Source organism: Empedobacter sp. UBA5987 (assembly GCF_002429865.1).
Classification (GTDB): Bacteria; Bacteroidota; Bacteroidia; order Flavobacteriales; family Weeksellaceae; genus Empedobacter; species Empedobacter falsenii_B.
Genome location: NZ_DJBB01000018.1, coordinates 1 through 19,393 on the forward strand (window position 1 = coordinate 1; position 19,393 = coordinate 19,393).

A 19,393-nucleotide genomic window follows, 5' to 3' on the forward strand; every position below is an offset into this window, starting at 1 on the left:
ATTAACTAAATGCACTACGGGTTAATAATTTATAAATTAATCCACCTACAATTGCGCCAGCGATTGGTGTAACCCAAAATAACCATAATTGTGTTAAAGGTTCGCCGCCTATAAAAATAGCTTGAGATGTAGAGCGAGCAGGATTTACAGATGTGTTAGTGATTGGAATAGAAATTAAGTGAATTAATGTTAAGGCTAATCCAATTGCAATTCCAGCAAATTTTCCGTTTGCAAATTTATCTGTAGCACCTAAAATAACAATTAAGAAGAAGGCTGTTAAGACATATTCAATTAGAAAAGCAGATAACATGCTATAACCATGTGGAGAAAAGGATCCATATCCATTGGAAACGAATGCACCAGCTTTTGTATTTTCAATTGCAAAATCTGAGTTTCCAGATGCGATTAAGTATAATACAACAGCTGCAGCAATTGCTCCGAGTACTTGTGAAATAATATAAGGAATAAGTTGTTTTCCATCAAATCGTCCTCTAGCAAATAAACCGAAAGAGACAGCAGGGTTGAAATGTCCTCCAGAAATATGACCAACTGCATAAGCCATTGTTAATACAGTAAGACCAAATGCTAATGCAACACCAGCGTAACCAATTCCTAATTCGGGAATACCAGCTGCAAAGATTGCACTACCACAACCTCCGAAAACTAACCAAAAAGTACCGAAAAACTCGGCAGCATAATTTTTCATAAATGTTTTAATATTAAAAGTTTAGTTAGAATGAATTTTAAAAAAAATTAAGAAATACAAACATTTTAAACATTTAAATTATTTCAATAAAAAAATCGCTCCGATTTCTCAGAGCGATTTGTATTTATAATATATTCTTTCTAGAATAATTAATCCATATAGGCTTCGATAGGAGCACATGTACAGATTAAGTTACGATCTCCGTAAGCATCATCAATACGAGAAACAGATGCAAAGAATTTACGCTCGCGAACCCATTCTGCTGGATATGCAGCTTTAGAACGAGAGTAAGGATATTCCCACTCGTCTGCTGTAATCAAGTGAATTGGGTGAGGCGCGTTGTGTAATACATTGTTGTCAACTGGATAATCTCCGTTTGCAACTTCGTCGATTTCTTGACGAATAGAAATTAATGCATCACAAAAACGATCTAATTCTGCTTTGTTTTCTGATTCTGTAGGCTCTACCATCAACGTTCCAGCAACTGGGAAAGATACTGTTGGTGCGTGGAATCCGTAATCAATCAAACGTTTTGCAATATCAGTAACTTCGATACCTGCTTTTTTGAATGGACGACAATCTAAGATAAATTCGTGTGCCACTACATTGTTTCCATTTGTATATAAAATGTCAAAATGTTTCTCTAAACGAGTTTTCATGTAATTAGCATTTAAAATTGCACCTTGTGTCGCTTTCAATAAACCTTCTGCTCCTAACATTAAAATGTAAGAGTAAGAAATTGGTAAAATGAACGCAGAACCATAAGGAGCTGCAGCAAATGTATTTGTCGCTTCTTTTCCTCCAGTTTCGATTAATGGAGAAGATCCTAAGAAAGGAGCTAAGTGTGCTTTAACACAAATTGGTCCTACACCAGGTCCTCCACCTCCGTGAGGAATAGCGAATGTTTTGTGTAAGTTTAAGTGACAAACGTCTGCACCAATATTTCCTGGAGAAGTTAATCCAACTTGTGCATTCATATTTGCACCGTCCATATAAACTTGACCTCCGTATGCGTGAATCATTTCAGTAACTTCTTCGATATTGCTATCAAAAGCGCCATAAGTTGATGGATAAGTAATCATCAATGCAGCTAAGTTATCTTTATGTTTTTCACATTTTTCTTTCAAGTCAACTAAATCTGTTTCACCAGATTCTAAGTTTTTCACAACAACAACTTGCATTCCAGCCATTGCAGCAGAAGCAGGGTTAGTTCCGTGAGCAGATTGTGGAATCAACACTACATTTCTGTGTCCTTCTCCTTTTGCCTCAAAGTAAGAACGAATAACCATTAAACCTGCATATTCTCCTTGTGCACCAGAATTTGGTTGTAAAGAAGTTGCATCAAAACCTGTAATTACAGCTAAATAATCTTCTAAGTTTTTGATTAATGTTTGGTAACCTTCTACTTGATCTTTTGGAGTGAAAGGGTGTACATTCCCCATTCTTTCCCAAGACATATGCAATAATTCTGTTGCAGCATTCAATTTCATTGTACAAGAACCTAATGCAATCATCGATTGGTTAAGCGCTAAATCTTTACGTTCTAAACGTTTGATGTAACGCATTAATTCTGTTTCTGTATGATATAAATTGAAGTTTTCGTGTGTTAAGAAATCAGAAGTTCTGATTAAATCTTGAGGTAAATAAGAATCATCTACTTCAAATTCGAAACCGTCTTCTGTGTTTTTAATTGTTGCAAAAACACTTAAAATTTCAAAAATATCTTCTTCAGAAGTCATTTCATCAATTGTGATTGAAATTTTTCCGTTTTCGAATCCATTTACATTAATTTCTTCTTCTGCAAAAATCTTCACAATTTCGTCAGAGTTTTCAACCTCAATTTGAATTGTATCGAAGAAATTTGTATTCACTAATTTAAATCCTAAATGCTCTAAACCTCCGTGTAAAACAGCTGCTTTAGTATGGATTTGATCAGCGATATATTGTAAACCATCTTTACCGTGATAAACCGCGTAGAAAGAAGCCATAACTGCTAACAATACTTGTGCAGTACAAATGTTAGAAGTTGCTTTTTCACGTTTGATATGTTGTTCACGCGTTTGTAAAGCCATACGCAATGCATAATTTCCTAAACGATCTTGAGAAACTCCAATAATACGTCCTGGAATTACACGCTTATATTCTTCTGTACAAGATAAGAAAGCTGCGTGTGGTCCACCGTATCCCATTGGAACACCAAAACGTTGAGAAGTACCAATTGCGATATCAGCTCCCCATTCACCTGGAGGTGTTAATAATGTTAAAGCTAATAAATCTGTTGCAACAGCAACTTTTACGTTAACCGCATTTGCTTTTTCTACAAATGATTTATAATTATTGATTTGTCCTCCTTTTCCGATGTATTGTACAATCGCTCCGAAGAATTCTTCTGTTAATTCAGTTGTTTCAAAGTTTCCAACAACTAATTCAATTCCTAAACCGTGTGCTTTCGTTTCTAAAACTGCTACAGATTGAGGGAATAAGTTGTCTGCTACAAAAAATTTGTTGACATTGTTTTTCTTTTGATCACGAGAACGAGATTCAAATAACATGTGCATTGCTTCACCACATGCAGTACCTTCGTCTAATAAAGAGGCATTTGCGATAGGTAAACCTGTTAAATCAGAAATAACAGTTTGGAAATTTAATAAAGCTTCTAAACGTCCTTGCGCAATTTCCGCTTGGTATGGTGTATAAGCTGTGTACCAACCAGCATTTTCTAATATATTACGTTGAATTGGTGCTGGTAAAATTGTACCATAATATCCATATCCAAGATAATTTTTTACTTTTTTATTTTTTGAAGCGATTTCAGCTAAATGATTAATAGCTTCAAATTCTGATAAAGCTTCTGGTAGATCCAAAGCATTTTTCAATCGAATGTTCTGAGGAACTGTTGCCTCAATTAAAGAATCAATAGAATCTTTCCCAATAACAGAAAGCATTTCAGCTGCTTGCTGCGCATTGTTTCCAATATGTCTAATGGAAAAATCGTTTGTGTTCATTGTGTTTGCGCTATGTTTATTTTCGCGTAAAAATACGTTTTTTTATCTTAAAATAAAAGTGAACAACAATCTTAAAAATTAATTGAATGAATTGATTAGAATTTTATTTTTTTAGAAATAAATGTGAATAAAAACTTTCTTTTTTTTCAAAAAATAGTAATATTGGCAATAGAATTGAGATAAATAATTCGGTAGAATTTCTTAAATTTATTCTACGTTTAAAAAAATCTATGAAAACAAACGATTTTATGGAACTTAATGAAAATACTTCTGAAGTCAAAAAAGAGAAAAAATTTCCATTCTTAAAGAAATTGGAAATAATGATGGAAGAGGCGAAATTAGAGGATGCGAAAAAATCTAAAATGAAACGTGTTCATAAAAAAGGTAATTCGCAAATCGCTAAAAAAATGGGGGAAGAAGCCGTAGAAATGGTGATTGCTTCGGAACAAGATAACGACGAAAACTTTTTGGAAGAATCGGCAGATGTTTTCTTTTATTACCTTATGGCTTTACATGCGCGTGGCTTTGAATTAAAAGATGTTTTGGAGATTTTAAAGAAAAGGCACAAAAAATAATTAACACCTTATATTGATATGCAAAAGGGCGGAACGTCGATGAAATTAATAATTGCCGCAGCAATTGTTATTTTTTCTGTTATAAAATATTTTTCTTCTTCGGAAGTCAATGAAATTACAGGCGAAAAGCAATATATTTCATTAACCAAAGATGACGAAATTGCGATGGGAATTAATTCGGCTCCGCAAATGGCTCAAGAGTTTGGTGGACTATCTCGCAATGCCCAATACCAAGAACTTGTAAAACGAGTAGGCGCGAAAGTGGTCAATACTAGTGATGCGCATAAAACGAATTATCCATTTCAGTTTTATGTGTTAGCAGATAATCGAACTGTAAATGCTTTTGCATTGCCTGGTGGCCCAATTTTTATTACCGAAGCTTTGTTGACGCGTTTGCAAAACGAAGATCAATTGGCTGGAGTTTTGGGACACGAAGTTGGTCACGTTATTGCGCGTCATAGTGCAGAACAAATGTCGAAACAAGAACTTTCGCAAGGAATTGCAGGAGCGGCAGGTGTTGCAGCTGGAGACGCAAATTCGGCTTATTATGCGCAAGTTGTGGCAAATATGGTGAACATGAAATATGGTCGTGATGATGAATTGGAGTCTGATGATTTGGGCGTTCGATTTATGATTCAAGCAGGATATAATCCAGAAGCATTGATTGGTGTAATGGATATTTTGGAAGAAGCTTCGGGAGGAAGCCAAGTTCCAGAGTTTCAGAGTACGCATCCATCACCATCTAATCGTCGCGAAAAAATAAAAGCTGCAATTGAGAAATACAGAAGTCAGTAGAAATATATATGGTTTTAACTTATAGAGAAGCATCATTATCTGATGTTGAAAATCTTCGTACTCTTGGGATAGATTCTTATCAACAATTCGAACATGTTTTAAACCCTTTGAATTGGAATAAGATGTACTCTTTTTTAAGTGCATAACAATCGTATAGAGATTTACTTTCCAAATCTACTTGTTTTGTTTGCGAATTCGATAATCAGATTATTGGTATGGCTTTTTTAGTTTCGAAAGGAAATCCTACCGAAATATTCGAAAAAGATTGGACTTAATTGAGAATGGTTGGAGTCCATCCTAATTTTTTAGGAAAAGGAATAGGTAGAGAATTAATAAAAATTTGTATTTTATTTGCAAAAGAATCAGATGAAAAAATTATCGCACTTCATACATCAGAATTTATGAATTCAGCTCGACATCTTTATGAAGATTTAGGGTTTGTAATGAACAAAGAACAAAACCAATTTTTGATAAAAAATACTGGCTTTATTTGTTAAAGCTTTAAAATTTAATCTAAAAACTTCGCCTTCAATTCTAGACTAGGAAGCCAGCAACTTTCTTGTTTTCCAAACCAACGATAACGATTTTTCGCAATAAAACTATAAACCACATCGCGCAAAGGCTTTGGAACAATCATAAAAATAGTCAACAACGAAGTTATTCCGTCCAAATATTTCGAAATTTTAAGTGCGGCAGATGATTTGGTATAAAATTTATCATCTTCAATAAAAACGATAGAATCAAATTTTGTCGCATCCAGATTATTTTCTTTCAAGAAATTTTGTCCAAAATCAGATTGTAATGAAGCAAACTGAAATTGATTTTTTTTGTCATGTTCAATCACAAACTGAACAGATTGATTGCATAAATTGCAAATTCCATCAAACAAAATAATTTTCCTCGTTTTCATACAATAAATATACGCTAAAAGTAGCTAAACTCTAAAGGTTATTTTTAAATTAGCCAAAATTAACAATCAATCATGTTTAGCGAATATTTATTCCGAAAAGTTGATAATTCTCCACTTGTAATTTTCCGAATAATCTTTGGTTTATTAATTGTTGCAGAATGTTGGGGAGCCATTTTTACAGGTTGGGTACAAACAAATTTTGTTGAACCGCACATTACATTTTCGTTCATCGGATTCGAGTGGACAAATGTCTTCTTGGGACAAAATATGATTTATTTGTACGTGCTCATGGGAATTTTAGGCTGGTTTATCGTGTTTGGATTTGCTTACCGATTTTCGATTATAGTATTTTCTATTTTATGGTCGTTGACGTATTTCATGCAAAAAACAAGCTACAACAACCATTATTATCTGTTTATGCTAGTTTCGTGGATGATGACAATAATTCCTGCGCATCATTTCTTTTCGATTGATAGTTTGATTTTCCCGAAAATAAAACGTCTAACTATGCGCAATTGGGTGCCAACTTTATTCATTATTCAGTTATTGATTGTGTATGTTTTTGCGGCTTTTGCAAAGATTTATCCAGATTGGTTTAACGGTGTTTTTTTACAAATGAAATTTCACGAATATGGCGATTTATTAACAACAAAATATAATTTGATTGGATTAGGAAAAGTTGTAAGTAGTTTAGAGTTTGCACAAGTTTTTGCTTGGGGCGGATTCTTTTTCGATTTATTGATTATTCCTGCAATGTTGATGAATAGAACGCGTGGAATCGCTTTCAAATGTGCTGTAGCCTTTCATATTTTCAATTCTGCAGTTTTCGGGATTGGAATATTTCCTTTCTTTGCTTTGGCAATGTTAATTTTCTTTTATGATCCCGTTAAGATTCAGGAAGTTGTTTTTCCTAAAAAATCATTTATGATGGATCGTTCGGATGATGATAATTTATTGACAACACGTCGTGTCATGTTCTCTTATTTGATGTTTTTCTATGTGATTTGGCAAATATATTTACCTGTTCGTCATTATTTTATTCCAGGAAATGTTTTTTGGACAGAGGAAGGTCATCGCATGGCTTGGCGAATGATGTTGCGTAACAAAGCGGGTGAAGTTGTGGTATATGTTTCGAAACCAGATCCGCAGAAAAAAGGTAAATTCTTGAAACGCGAGAAAGTAGATTTGACAAAATATCTAACCTTCAAACAAATGTCAAAAATGGCGGTTAGCCCAGATATGATGTGGCAATTTGCACGTTATGTAAAATATGATTATGCGAAAAATGGTGTGAAAGATGTCAAAGTTTTTGTGGATGCAAAAGTTTCTGTCAATGGTAGCGATTATTATCAATTTACAAATCCAAATTACAATTTAGCTTATACAACTTGGAGTTATTTTGGTCATCAAAAATGGATTCAGCCAACACCAAAAGAGTTGAATTTATCTTATTTTGAATAAATTTATGTAACTTTATAGGACAACAATCAAAGAAATACAATTATGAAATATACATTATTCGCAATAGCTTTTTCGGTTTTATTATTTTCTTGTGGTAACAAAGAAAATGCTGGAGTAGAAGCTTATAAAGGTTTGGATAAGCAAAAGCAAGAACAAAAAGATTTGGATAGTATTGGGAAGGAAGCGCAACAAACGTTTGATGATTTCAAATTGGCGTTGTCGATGAAAGATACAACGACAACTAATTTTATTGTCAAACAAATGTATGATATTCCGAATGCGACACAAAAAGAGCATATTTGGATTCGTGATGTATATTCGGACAACGACCAATTAAAAGGAATTGTGGACAACGTACCTCAATACACAAAATTGGTTAAACACAATGATACAATTGTGATAGATCCAACTAAATTATCAGATTGGATGTATTATAAAGGTGATAAAATGATTGGTGGATTTACAATAAAATATATGCGTAGTAAAATGACTGATGCGCAGAAAAAAGAGTTTGATAAACAATATAAAGTAAAATTTGAGGATTAATTTCTGCTCAGAAAATAATAAAATCAAAAAGGCAATCTTTCGTTAGATTGCCTTTTAATTTTGAAATTATTTTCCTTAATCAATCAAAGACAATTGAATTTTACGTTTTTCTGTATCAATTCCAATTACGGTTACTTCAATTTGTTGACTCAAATGCACTTTTGAATTTACATCTGAAATAAATTCATTCGAAATTTTAGAAATATGAATCAAACCATTTTCTTTGATTCCTATATCTACAAAACAGCCAAAATTGGTAATATTATTAATAATTCCAGGAACTTTCATGCCTAATTGCAAATCTTCGAATTTCTTTAATCGTTGATCAAAACTAAAAACTTTTGCAGTAGAACGCGGATCTAAACCAGGTTTTTCAAGTTCTTTTTTAATATCTTCTAAAGTTGGTAAACCTACTTTTTCGGTAATATATTTGGTTAAATCAAGTTGATTAATCAATTCTTTATTTTGAATCAAATCTTTCAAATCAACTTTCAAATCTTTCGCCATTTTCTCTACAAGAGCATACGATTCTGGGTGAACAGCAGAATTATCTAACGGATTTTTTGCATTTGGAATTCGTAAAAAAGCAGAAGCTTGTAAGAATGCTTTTTCACCCAAACGAGGAACTTTTAGTAACTCTTTTCTCGAATTAAATGCACCATTTTCGCTTCGATATTCTACAATATTTTCAGCCATTTTTTCACCAATTCCTGCAACATAATTTAGTAAATGTTTGCTTGCTGTGTTCAGATTTACACCAACTTTGTTTACACAGAAAGAAACAACATCATCCAACTCATTTTTCAATAAAGTTTGATCGACATCATGTTGATACTGACCAACTCCAATCGATTTTGGCTCTATTTTTACTAATTCTGCCAAAGGATCTTGTAAACGGCGGCCTATAGAAACAGCACCGCGAACGGTAACATCTTTATCCGGAAATTCGTCGCGCGCAATTTTAGAAGCCGAATAAACCGAAGCACCAGCTTCATTTACAACAAAAACTTTTAGTGGACGATCAAATGCAATATTCTGAACCAAATTTTCAGTCTCGCGAGAAGCTGTTCCATTTCCTATCGAAATTGCATCGATATTATAAGCATTGACAAGCGAATTTATTTTTTTGATAGCTTGTGTTTTTTCATTTTGTGGCGCATGAGGATAGATGTTTTCGTTGTGCAACAAATCGCCTTGCTCATCTAACACGACAACTTTGCATCCCGATTTGTAACCAGGATCTATTGCCAAAATTCTTTTTTCTCCCAAAGGTGGTGCTAAAAGCAATTGATTTAAGTTTTTCGAAAAAACATTGATTGACGTTTCATCTGCTTTTTGTTTTGCCTCTTTCAACACTTCATTTGAGATTGAAGGAGCCAAAAGTCGTTTGTACGCATCTTTTATCGCTTCTTCAATAACCCACGAAACTTCTGGTTGAATAGATTTGATCAACGTATACTCCAAAAATTTGAAAGCTTCTTTTTTATCAATTGATACATTTACTTTCAAGAAATTTTCATTTTCGCCACGTAAAATAGCCAATAATCGATGAGAAGCAATTTTTTTCAATGGTTCTTCGTATTCAAAATAATTCGAATATTTAGCCGAATCTTCATCATCTATTTTAGATTTGACTAATTTACTTTCAATCAAAGCAGATTTTCTGAAAATATCTCGTAATCGATGACGCACATACTCATTTTCATTGATCCATTCCGCAATAATATCTTGTACACCTGCAAAAGCATCTTCGATACTTGTCACATCTTCATTCAGATATTTTTTTGCTAAATCATCTAAATCAGGAATATTATTTTGTTTCATGATGATTTTCGCCAAAGGCTCTAAACCTTTTTCTTTCGCAATTGTCGCACGTGTTTTTTTCTTCTTTTTATAAGGAAGATATAAATCCTCTAATTGGACCAAATCAAAACTTTTCTGAATACGTTGTTGTAATTCATTATTCAATTGATTTTGTTCTTCTAATGTTTTTAAAATAAATTCTTTTCGAGAAACAATTTCATTGTATTGATTTTGCAGTTTTTTTATAGCAGAAATTTGAACTTCATCAAGATTTCCTGTGACCTCTTTTCTATATCTCGCAATAAAGGGTATGGTATTATCTTCATTCAAACAATTTACTGTATTGTTGATTGATTTTTCTGAAATAGAATTAAGATGTTGATGAATGTATTGAATCAAATTCATGTTAAAAGTTTGGCCTTGCAAATTACTATTTTTCACAAACATAAAAAATAGCATGTTTTATTTATATAGGTCGTATTTAATAGAGTGCTTTTTTTATATAATAATCTAATATTTAGAGTTTTTAATATCAGTCTTATTTTAAATAAAAAAGAATAATAAAAATTTTCTAAAAAGTTTTGGTGTTTATTAAATTATTTCTAAATTTGACCTTAGGTAGTAGAGAGTAAGATTGATTTTTTTTAATGTTAAATTTATACTTACTAGTGTAAGTTTTTTTAAAAATCAATTGGGTTTAAGCTGAGGAGCTTAAACCCGTTTTTTTTTATACAACTTTCTTATCTTTGAGCAAATATATCTACAAAATGGCTCGTATAAAATTAGATTTTTCAGACAAATTTTTATTTTCAACAATAATACCAGTACGCATAACTGATCTCAATTATGGAAATCATTTGGCAAACGATAAAGTATTGTCCATTATACATGAATCGCGAATTCAGTTTTTTCAACATTATGGCTATTCGGAATTAGATTTTGGAGGTGTAAGTGTGATTATGGGTGATGTTGCGATTGAGTATAAAAATCAAGCTTTTTATGGTGATGAATTGTTGATTGAGATTGGTGTGCAAGATTTTTCGCGTGTTAGTTTTGATGTAATCTATAAAATTTCTACAATAGATAAATTAATTGCAAAAGCGAAAACAGGAATGGTTACCTTCGATTATCAGCAAAATAAAGTGGTTGAGGTTCCTCAAAAGATAAAAGATCTTTTTGAAGTTGTATAATCTTATAAATTAATTACGCTAATCATTTAAGTCTTTGTAAATTTGCACCGAGTTATGAAGATTTTACCATATAAAAATTTATTTGTCGGAATTACCGACACATTGCAACAAATTTTCTTCGAAGGAAAATATGCAGATAAAGAAGTTGAGCGAACATTGAAATCGAATAAGCAATGGGGAGCGCGCGATCGTGCTTTTATTGCCGAAACGGTTTACGATTTAGTTCGTTGGAAACGTTTGGTTGAAGGGGCAATGAGCCGTCCGCTTTCTCCTGATACAATTTGGGAGTTTGTTGGAACTTGGTTTGCTTTAGATCCAGAGCAAACGTTACCAAAATGGGAAGAATTTCAAAAAATCTATCCAAAAGAAGTCTTGAAAAGACATCACAATTCGTCTAAAAATATTGCGGTTGCTGAATCGTATCCAGATTGGATGTTCGAGTTAGGAGAGAAGTCGTTGGGAAATCGTTGGTTAGATGAAGTGCATGCAATGAACTCGCAAGCACCAACAGTTTTACGTGTGAATTCCTTGAAAACAGACCGTAAAACATTACAAAAAGCGTTGAAGGAGCGTAGAATAAAAACGAAAGTTTTATCGAAATATCAAGATGCTTTAGAGCTAGAAGAGAAAACAAATATTTTTCGTACAGATGAATTTCAGAATGGTTGGTTCGAAGTTCAAGATGCAGGATCACAATTGATTGCGCCATATTTACGTGTTCAACCAGGAATGCGTGTGGTAGATGCTTGTGCTGGTGCAGGAGGAAAAACATTGCATTTAGCTGCTTTGATGGAAAACAAAGGGCAAATTATTGCAATGGATTTGTACGATTGGAAATTGAAAGAATTGAAACGTCGTGCAAAACGTAACAATGTGCAAAATGTACAAACAAAGGTGATTGAAGCAAAAACAATCAAGCGTATGGAGAATTCTGCTGATCGCTTATTGATTGATGCACCTTGTTCTGGAATGGGAGTTTTGAAACGTAATCCTGATGCAAAATGGAAATTAAGACCAGAATTTATTGACGAAATATTAGCAACACAAGAAAAAATATTAGCTGATTATTCTAAAATCATTAAAGTTGGAGGAATGATGGTTTATGCAACTTGTTCTATTTTACCACAAGAAAATGAGCAGCAAGTAGAAAAATTCTTGAAGAATAATCCAAATTATAAAATGGTTTCAGATAAAATGCATTATCCATCTCAAACTAATTATGATGGATTCTACATGGCTTTGATTGAAAGAATTTCTTAAGCTGTTAATTATTATAAGATACAAAAGACTAAGTGAAAGCTTGGTCTTTTTTTGTTACAATAATTATTTTATCTTAAATCTAACTCGTCTATTCTCAAAATTTTTCCAATCAATACAATTTGCAGCAGGATTACATTCTTTGTTTTTCAAGTCTGAAAAGCCTTTAGCGGAAATTGAAAATCGATTTTTATTTAGACCTTTTTCTACCAAATAATTCAACACAGCGTTTGCTCTTCGTTGTGATAAATCTATATTGTAAGATTCTGTTCCAACCGCATCTGTATGACCTTCGATAACAAAATGATGTGATGGATTTCGTTTCATAATTGCAACAACTTCATCCAATTTTGGATAATCAATAGCTCTGATTTCAGCTTTATCAAAATCAAATTCGACGGTTTCCATTAAATAATTTGAATAATCTTGAACATAATTTCCAATCTTTTTATCACTCAAATTATTTTCAGGACAGCCATTTCCAAAACGATTTCCTTTTATATACGGACATTCATCTTCGATATCCATCACGCCATCGCCATCTGTATCATAATCATTGTTGTAATTTTCTATATTTCCTTTCTGGATCAATAAATTATAAGGTGTTGAAATATTGAATTCAGTTCCAATTTTCTCAATTTCTTTTCGATATCGTCCATCTTTTTTGCACATTTCACCGCAACGTTCCTCATCTTTTAAGAGATAATCAATTTTTTGTTTTGCCCAATAAAACTTAATTGCTTCGGTAAATTCACTTGGATTTGGTTGTTTGATTTCAAAATTTTGAGTGAAATTTTGGTTCGATTGATTACCAATAATTTCTATTTTTTTTGGATAACGACGATTACAATCGCGTGAAACAAAATTGACAGAATTTTGAGCTAAATACGTATTGAAATTCTTCGGAAACGTTTCGTTGAGGTTGATTTGGGATGATTGAACTTTAAGATGATAAATAGAAGAATTCAAAACAGCTTGCTGAAATTGTGTTATTTTCTGATTCAATTCTCTTGGTTCATTGACCGTAATCGGAAGCGTTCCTGTTGCCAAACTAATAAAATTCATCGCATGATAATCCAATTCTTTTCCAATTCCTAATGTTATAAATTGTGTGTCTTTTGCATAATTTCGGAGTGAATTGTAAACCGTTTCATTCAAATTTATCGCTCCATCAGAAATAATTGCAATGATTCGTTTATAATTTTTATCAAAAGGATTTTTCTGAATTTGCTCTATTGCTTCATCCAATAATTTTTCGCCAGTTCCACTCAAAGAATTAATTTTTTCTAAAGCTAAATTGATGTTTTCTTTCGTTGGAAATTGAGAAGAATTAAAAATTAATTCATTTTTCGTAGAATAAACCAACACATTAAATTTATCTGTTTCGTTTAGATTTGGAAGAAGTTGATTCATCAATTTTTTGGAAGTTTCAATTGGTTGATTCATCATAGAACCAGAAGCATCCAAAACGAACAAAAATTCTCGTGGAGCATTATATTTAGAAGGATTATTTGCAGGTTCAATTGTTCCTAAAAAATAATCGCAACCATTTTCAGTAAACGTTTCAATTCCGGTTTGTAGTTCATTTTTTGTATAAGCATATTGAAGAGTTGGAATCTTTTTATCGGAATTTTTTGAAACATAATTTCGATCATCTTCCTTTGAAAATTTTAAATCAGAAACAATTTTTGAAATCGGAAAATTTCCCGAAAGATGAATATCTGAATTTATGTTTTTCGGAAAACCATTCAATTGATTGTTCCAACGATGAATTTGGGTAAAAGATTCTGTTCGTTTCACGATAAATTCTAAAAACGAAACTTGATAATTCAAATTATTTTCTTCAACAATTTTCGAAACTTTTAGCTTAATTTTTAGTGTAGCATGTGCAGGAATTTTTCCTAAATCTAATTGTAAAACTTGATTGTTTTGTTGATTTTTAAAAATAGTTGAAGCATCAATATTTTTTAACTCTTTTCGAATATCTACAATCGATTTGGATTGAATTTCGAAAACTTTATCATTTACAAAAGCTTTTAATTCGTACACATTTTGAGAAGCTTGATAAGGATAAATAAATTTAGCCGAAATATCTTCCGAAGAATTGTTCTGAAAAGTAAAATTATGACTCAAATTACCCAATAAATGATGAAAATTATAGTCATTTTCGAGAGAAATTGCTTCTATTTTTTCAAAATCTTCTTCATTTTGAAGTTCCAAATACGGAAAAATTTGCTGTGCACAACAAAATGTATTCAGTAGAATAAAAAAAATGGAAAAAAATAGATTTTTTGTGTTCAACGAATCGATTTTAAAAATTCAATGTAAAGATAATGAAAGAATTGATGTGTTTTCTATCATCAGTTATAGTAAAGTTCAATGTATATTAAATAAATCATCAAATCAGAAATAATTATTAAATCATATTTAAAAAAGATTGGTTTAATAATTGCTTCTTTCAGATTTAACAAAAAAGTTAAGTAAATTTGCACTTTATTTTACATAAAAGATGAATTTTAATTTCACAGAAGTTGAAAGAGTAGAAAGTATTTCTGCAAAAGATTTTCAGAAATATTACGTTAAACCTCAAAAACCAGTTGTAGTAGAGCGAATTACAGAGGATTGGCCTGCGTACGAAAAGTGGAATTTTGAGTATATAAAACAAGTTGCAGGCAACAAGGTTGTCCCTTTATACAATAATGATCCGGTTGATTATACGAAGAAAGTAAATGAACCAGTAGCAAAGATGAAAATGTCTGAATATGTAGATTTGTTGCAAAGTGAGCCGACAGATTTGCGTATATTTTTGTACAATTTGATGAGTCAAGTTCCGCAATTGCAACAAGATTATAAAATGCCAGATTTGGGTTTGAATCTTTTCAAATCGATGCCAATGTTATTTTTTGGAGGTGAAGGATCGAATGTTTTTATGCATTATGATATCGATTTAGCGAATATTTTGCATTTTCATTTTGCAGGAAAAAAACGTTGTATTATTGTTCCGCCGGAGGATTCGAAGTATATGTACAAAATTCCACATTCGGTAATTTGTCGAGAAGATATTGATTTTGATAATCCTGATTTTGATAAATGGCCAGCGTTGAAACATATTAATCCGATGGTTGCAGACCTAAAACACGGAGAAATGCTATATATGCCAGAAGGTTGGTGGCATTACATGAAATATTTGACGCCAGGTTTTTCGATGAGTTTGCGTTCGTTGGCACATAAACCAAAGCATTTATCAGAAGCTATTTATAATGTTTTTTTGATGCGTACGTATGATAATATTATGCGAAAAATAAAAGGTCAGGCTTGGATTCTTGAAAAAAATGAACGTGCAATTACGCAAACAAATAAATTAATTGCGAAATAAAAATACAATTTTTAGAAAATTTTTCTAAATGAAGGAATGTCTATCGAAAGATGTTCCTTTTTTTATTCTACTGTCCTAAAAACTTATAAATCAATAAATATTTGATTTTCATATTTTAAAATTTCGATAGATATTTGCAGAATATTTTTCTGAATTTTTAGTAATATGATCATAAAAAAAGGAAATTTTTGGGCTTTATTGCCTTTAATCATTTTCATACTTGTCTATTTTTCGGCATCTATTTATCTGAACGATTTTTACTCTGTTCCAGCATTGGTTGTTTTCATGTTGGCACTCGTAATTGCATTTGTTCAGTTCCCTAAGGTTTCATTTCATACAAAAGCAGAAGCTTTTTGTAAGAATGCAGGAGAGGAAACGATAATGTTAATGATTTTAATTTTTCTTCTCGCTGGAGCTTTTGGAAGTTTAGGGTCTACAATTGGAGCGGTAGAATCAACAGTAAATTTATTCTTGAATTATCTTCCTTCTTCCTTTATTGTAGCAGGTTTCTTTTTGTTGTCTTGTTTTATTGCGACGGCTTTGGGAACATCGGTTGGAACAATTGTAACTGTTGCTCCGATTGCAGTGCAAATGGATAAAATGATCCCAGGTTCTATGCCAATTTTGTTAGGAGCAGTAGTTGGTGGAGCGATGTTTGGCGATAATTTATCATTTATTTCTGATACAACGATTGCTGCAACACGTACGCAAGAAGTGAGCATGAAATCTAAATTTAAAACTAATTTTCGAATAGTAGTTCCAGCAGCTATTGTTTCGACGATTATATATTTTTCACTTTCTCAACATTTTGACACAACCAATTTCCAAGGAAAACAGTTAGATTTTGACTTGATTTTAATCTTACCTTATCTATTAGTTTTTGGACTAGCAATCTCTGGAATTAATGTGATTTGGGCTTTAATTGTAGGAATTCTTTCGTTTCTTGGAATTGGTTTGTTCTATTCTGGTGTTCCTTTACTAGACTTAGTTTCTTCTATTAATGAAGGTTTTAAAGGAATGTTTGAGTTGAGTATTATTTGTTTAATTATTGGTGGAATTGTTGGAATTATTCGTTTGAATGGTGGATTAGATTTTATCATTTATCATCTAACCAAAAATATTAAAACAAAACGTCAGGCTGAGATGAGTATTGCGTCGCTTACAGCTTTGGCGAATGCTTGTTTGGCAAATAACACGATTACAATTTTGATTTGTGGTAAAATTGCAAAAGATATTTCTGATCATCATGATTTAGAGGGAAAACGTGTGGCAAGTATTTTGGATACGGTTTCGTGTTTTGTACAAGGAATCTTACCTTATGGTGCGCAAGTTTTGGCAGCGGTTGCAGCTGCAAATACAATTTCAAGTGCAACAAAGGTTTCTTCGGTTGATGTGTTATCTAACTTATATTATCCATTTTTAACTGGAATTTGTACGCTTATTTTTATCTTATTTTTTCAGCCAAAATCATTCAAAAAATAGATTGATGTATGATATTCATTCGTCGAATATTATTTTATAACTTTGTAGACTGAAATTTTTTAAGATGAAAAGAGTTGTCGTAGGACTTTCTGGAGGAGTAGATTCAAGTGTTACAGCCTATTTGCTAAAAGAGCAAGGCTATGATGTGATCGGATTATTTATGCGTAATTGGAACGATGCATCGGTAACGTTGGAAGATGAATGCCCATGGATAGAAGATAGTGCAGACGCTTTGTTGGTAGCTAAAAAATTAGATATTCCTTTTCAGGTCATTGATATGTCTGATTCGTACAAAGAACGTATTGTAGATTATATGTTCAATGAATACGAGCAAGGAAGAACACCAAATCCTGATGTGTTATGTAACCGAGAAATTAAGTTCGATTTGTTTTTGAAAACAGCTTTAGAACTTGGTGCAGATTATGTAGCAACAGGGCATTATGCACGAAAAACTTCTACAATTGATGAAAATGGAAAAGAGATTTTTCAATTGTTAAAAGGTAACGATAACAATAAAGATCAATCGTATTTCTTGTGTCAATTGTCGCAAGATCAATTAAGCAAAGCATTATTCCCAATTGGAGATATAGAAAAACCAGAAGTAAGAAGAATTGCGCAAGAGCAAGGCTTGGTTACAGCGAATAAGAAAGATTCGCAAGGTTTATGTTTTATTGGAAAAGTTAGTTTACCTGAATTTTTGCAACAACAATTAAAACCAAAAGAAGGTGTAATTGTAGAAATAGCCAAATATTGGAACGGATATAAAAGAGAAATTCCAACTTTTGAAAATAAATATGAAGCATTAGATTTCGAAGCAAAAGGTTTCTCATACAAACAAGAAGACGGAGATATTGTAGGTAAACATCAAGGCGCACATTATTTCACTCGCGGTCAACGAAAAGGATTGGGAGTTGGAGGAAAAGTAGAACCTTTGTTTATTATTGATACAGATGTAGAGACTAATGTTATTTACACAGGTCAAGGCGCTGATCATTCAGGTTTATTGAAGAAAGCATTGTTTATAAAAGAAGAGGAAGTACATTGGGTTCGCGAAGATTTAACTTTGAAAACCGACGAAACAATGGAAGTGATGGCGCGTATTCGTTACCGCCAACCTTTGCAAAGAGCAATTTTACACAAAGCTGAAAACGGAATGTATGTTGAATTTGAAAACCCTCAATCTGCAATTACAGAAGGTCAATTCTGTGCTTGGTATGTTGAAGACGAACTTTTAGGCTCTGGTGTAATTAATAATTAAAAAATATAAACATCATTATTATATTGAACGCTCAAGATTTTCTTGAGCGTTTTATGTTAATATCATTTATTAAAAAAAAATCCTTTTACTTTTTGTTGCTTTGGTAAACCATCTTGAAATCTCATCTAAGCATGTGTTCCATCACAAAAAGACTAATTAAAAGATTGTCCACAACGGCAAAGATAAGTTGTATCTTTTGCTTCAAATTTTTCTCCTTCTTGGTAATTGACAGAAATTCCTTGCTGATTTGGAATGATAAACTGCTGAACAATTTTAGGCTTTCCGTGCAAGATATAAGGTCCATTTTCTGTGATTTCTATATAGATACCATCTGTATTTTGACTTGTTCCTATTTGAATATTTAACTTGTTTTGATTATCCATAATTGTAGATTTTAGATTGAAATTATCTACAATTTAAAAACTATTTTGGTTAGAATGATTTTAAATTTTTATTGATAATTCATTAAAATTTAATAGATAAACCTTGTTGTTTTTATATAGGATTTAGAATGTTTTAATTACTTTTATTTGAAAATAATCATCCATGTCAATAATTCAACTCAAACATACAGAAACCAAACATTACGATGCTTTGTTATATAATTTGCCAGAAGACCAAATTCCTTTTACAGCCTTGCCTAGCGAGACTTTTGAGCGTTTGAAATTACGCACAGATGGACATGCAAAACCAATTACAATTTTGTTAGATGAAGAACCAATTGGTTTTTTTGTGTTAGATTATGGTGACGATAAATTGGAGATGACGAATAATACGAATTCGTTGTTGTTGCGCTCTCTATCGATAAATCCTGAATTTCAAGGAAAAGGTTACGGAAAAATTTCTATGAGTTTGATGGATGATTTTGTAAAAGATAATTTTCCTACAATTGATGAATTGGTTTTAGCGGTTAATTTCAAAAATAAATCAGCATATGATTTGTATCTAAAAGTTGGTTATATAGATGATGGTTCTCAACGAGAATGGTTTAATGAAATGCAACATTTGTTGAGAAAGAAAATTTAATTG

17 protein-coding genes are annotated in these 19,393 nt (G+C 32.1%); 11 read left to right on the plus strand and 6 right to left on the minus strand.

Going from position 1 to position 19,393, the window contains the following annotated elements; all coding sequences use genetic code 11:
* Nucleotide 1: 1 nt before the first annotated feature.
* Together aqpZ and gcvP are read right to left on the minus strand one after the other, a co-directional pair.
* Entirely contained in the window at nucleotides 2-706 is a 705-nt protein-coding gene (aqpZ, locus tag B3J26_RS03275; RefSeq protein ID WP_291073237.1) for an aquaporin Z, read from the minus strand.
* A gap of 149 nt (nucleotides 707-855) precedes the next feature.
* A complete protein-coding gene (gcvP, locus tag B3J26_RS03280) occupies nucleotides 856-3,711 on the minus strand; it encodes an aminomethyl-transferring glycine dehydrogenase (protein ID WP_286495377.1) in 2,856 nt (951 codons plus the stop codon).
* A gap of 230 nt (nucleotides 3,712-3,941) precedes the next feature.
* Between gcvP and hisE the strand changes: the two genes are divergently transcribed.
* The 3 genes from hisE (at nucleotide 3,942) to B3J26_RS03295 (ending at nucleotide 5,578) form a co-directional block, all read left to right on the plus strand.
* Entirely contained in the window at nucleotides 3,942-4,286 is a 345-nt protein-coding gene (gene hisE / locus B3J26_RS03285; protein WP_125350653.1) for a phosphoribosyl-ATP diphosphatase, read from the plus strand.
* A gap of 18 nt (nucleotides 4,287-4,304) precedes the next feature.
* A complete protein-coding gene (locus B3J26_RS03290; protein ID WP_286495379.1) occupies nucleotides 4,305-5,081 on the plus strand; it encodes a M48 family metalloprotease in 777 nt (258 codons plus the stop codon).
* 281 nt (nucleotides 5,082-5,362) lie between these two features.
* The gene (locus B3J26_RS03295) at nucleotides 5,363-5,578 is read left to right on the plus strand and encodes a GNAT family N-acetyltransferase (protein ID WP_260509645.1); all 216 of its coding nucleotides are present in this window, start codon (nucleotides 5,363-5,365) and stop codon (nucleotides 5,576-5,578) included.
* 11 nt (nucleotides 5,579-5,589) lie between these two features.
* Here the strand turns inward: B3J26_RS03295 and B3J26_RS03300 are convergent, their stop codons facing one another.
* On the minus strand, nucleotides 5,590-5,991 hold the full coding sequence (locus B3J26_RS03300; RefSeq protein WP_291073239.1) for a thiol-disulfide oxidoreductase DCC family protein: 402 nt from the start codon (nucleotides 5,989-5,991) through the stop codon (nucleotides 5,590-5,592).
* A gap of 72 nt (nucleotides 5,992-6,063) precedes the next feature.
* Between B3J26_RS03300 and B3J26_RS03305 the strand changes: the two genes are divergently transcribed.
* Together B3J26_RS03305 and B3J26_RS03310 are read left to right on the plus strand one after the other, a co-directional pair.
* Nucleotides 6,064-7,452, plus strand: a complete 1,389-nt coding sequence (locus tag B3J26_RS03305; RefSeq protein WP_291073241.1) for an HTTM domain-containing protein — start codon at nucleotides 6,064-6,066, stop codon at nucleotides 7,450-7,452.
* A 42-nt stretch (nucleotides 7,453-7,494) separates the two neighbouring features.
* A complete protein-coding gene (locus B3J26_RS03310; RefSeq protein WP_219034560.1) occupies nucleotides 7,495-7,998 on the plus strand; it encodes a DUF2314 domain-containing protein in 504 nt (167 codons plus the stop codon).
* A gap of 75 nt (nucleotides 7,999-8,073) precedes the next feature.
* Here the strand turns inward: B3J26_RS03310 and B3J26_RS03315 are convergent, their stop codons facing one another.
* Nucleotides 8,074-10,206: a Tex family protein gene (locus tag B3J26_RS03315; protein ID WP_291073243.1), complete on the minus strand. Its 2,133-nt coding sequence runs from the start codon at nucleotides 10,204-10,206 to the stop codon at nucleotides 8,074-8,076.
* Nucleotides 10,207-10,568: 362 nt separating this feature from the next.
* Here B3J26_RS03315 and B3J26_RS03320 point away from each other — a divergent pair, with 362 nt between their 5' ends.
* Nucleotides 10,569-10,991 (plus strand): acyl-CoA thioesterase, encoded by a 423-nt coding sequence (locus tag B3J26_RS03320; protein WP_291073245.1) that lies wholly within the window; start codon nucleotides 10,569-10,571, stop codon nucleotides 10,989-10,991.
* A gap of 54 nt (nucleotides 10,992-11,045) precedes the next feature.
* Nucleotides 11,046-12,251, plus strand: coding sequence for an RsmB/NOP family class I SAM-dependent RNA methyltransferase (locus B3J26_RS03325; protein ID WP_038333863.1), 1,206 nt, complete (start codon nucleotides 11,046-11,048; stop codon nucleotides 12,249-12,251).
* 63 nt (nucleotides 12,252-12,314) lie between these two features.
* On the opposite strand, the gene B3J26_RS03330 is transcribed toward B3J26_RS03325, so the two are convergent.
* A complete protein-coding gene (locus tag B3J26_RS03330; RefSeq protein WP_291073247.1) occupies nucleotides 12,315-14,468 on the minus strand; it encodes an OmpA family protein in 2,154 nt (717 codons plus the stop codon).
* Nucleotides 14,469-14,757: 289 nt separating this feature from the next.
* Between B3J26_RS03330 and B3J26_RS03335 the strand changes: the two genes are divergently transcribed.
* The 3 genes from B3J26_RS03335 to mnmA all read left to right on the plus strand — a co-directional run bounded on the left by B3J26_RS03335 (nucleotide 14,758) and on the right by mnmA (nucleotide 18,364).
* Nucleotides 14,758-15,624, plus strand: a complete 867-nt coding sequence (locus B3J26_RS03335) for a cupin-like domain-containing protein (protein WP_291073249.1) — start codon at nucleotides 14,758-14,760, stop codon at nucleotides 15,622-15,624.
* A gap of 165 nt (nucleotides 15,625-15,789) precedes the next feature.
* Nucleotides 15,790-17,106, plus strand: coding sequence for a Na+/H+ antiporter NhaC family protein (locus B3J26_RS03340; RefSeq protein ID WP_125350159.1), 1,317 nt, complete (start codon nucleotides 15,790-15,792; stop codon nucleotides 17,104-17,106).
* Between the two features lie 64 nt (nucleotides 17,107-17,170).
* Nucleotides 17,171-18,364, plus strand: a complete 1,194-nt coding sequence (gene mnmA, locus B3J26_RS03345; protein WP_038333879.1) for a tRNA 2-thiouridine(34) synthase MnmA — start codon at nucleotides 17,171-17,173, stop codon at nucleotides 18,362-18,364.
* A 152-nt stretch (nucleotides 18,365-18,516) separates the two neighbouring features.
* Here the strand turns inward: mnmA and B3J26_RS03350 are convergent, their stop codons facing one another.
* Nucleotides 18,517-18,747 (minus strand): CDGSH iron-sulfur domain-containing protein, encoded by a 231-nt coding sequence (locus B3J26_RS03350; RefSeq protein ID WP_291073252.1) that lies wholly within the window; start codon nucleotides 18,745-18,747, stop codon nucleotides 18,517-18,519.
* Between the two features lie 163 nt (nucleotides 18,748-18,910).
* Between B3J26_RS03350 and B3J26_RS03355 the strand changes: the two genes are divergently transcribed.
* The gene (locus tag B3J26_RS03355) at nucleotides 18,911-19,390 is read left to right on the plus strand and encodes a GNAT family N-acetyltransferase (RefSeq protein ID WP_114999261.1); all 480 of its coding nucleotides are present in this window, start codon (nucleotides 18,911-18,913) and stop codon (nucleotides 19,388-19,390) included.
* The last annotated feature ends 3 nt before the right edge of the window (nucleotides 19,391-19,393 follow it).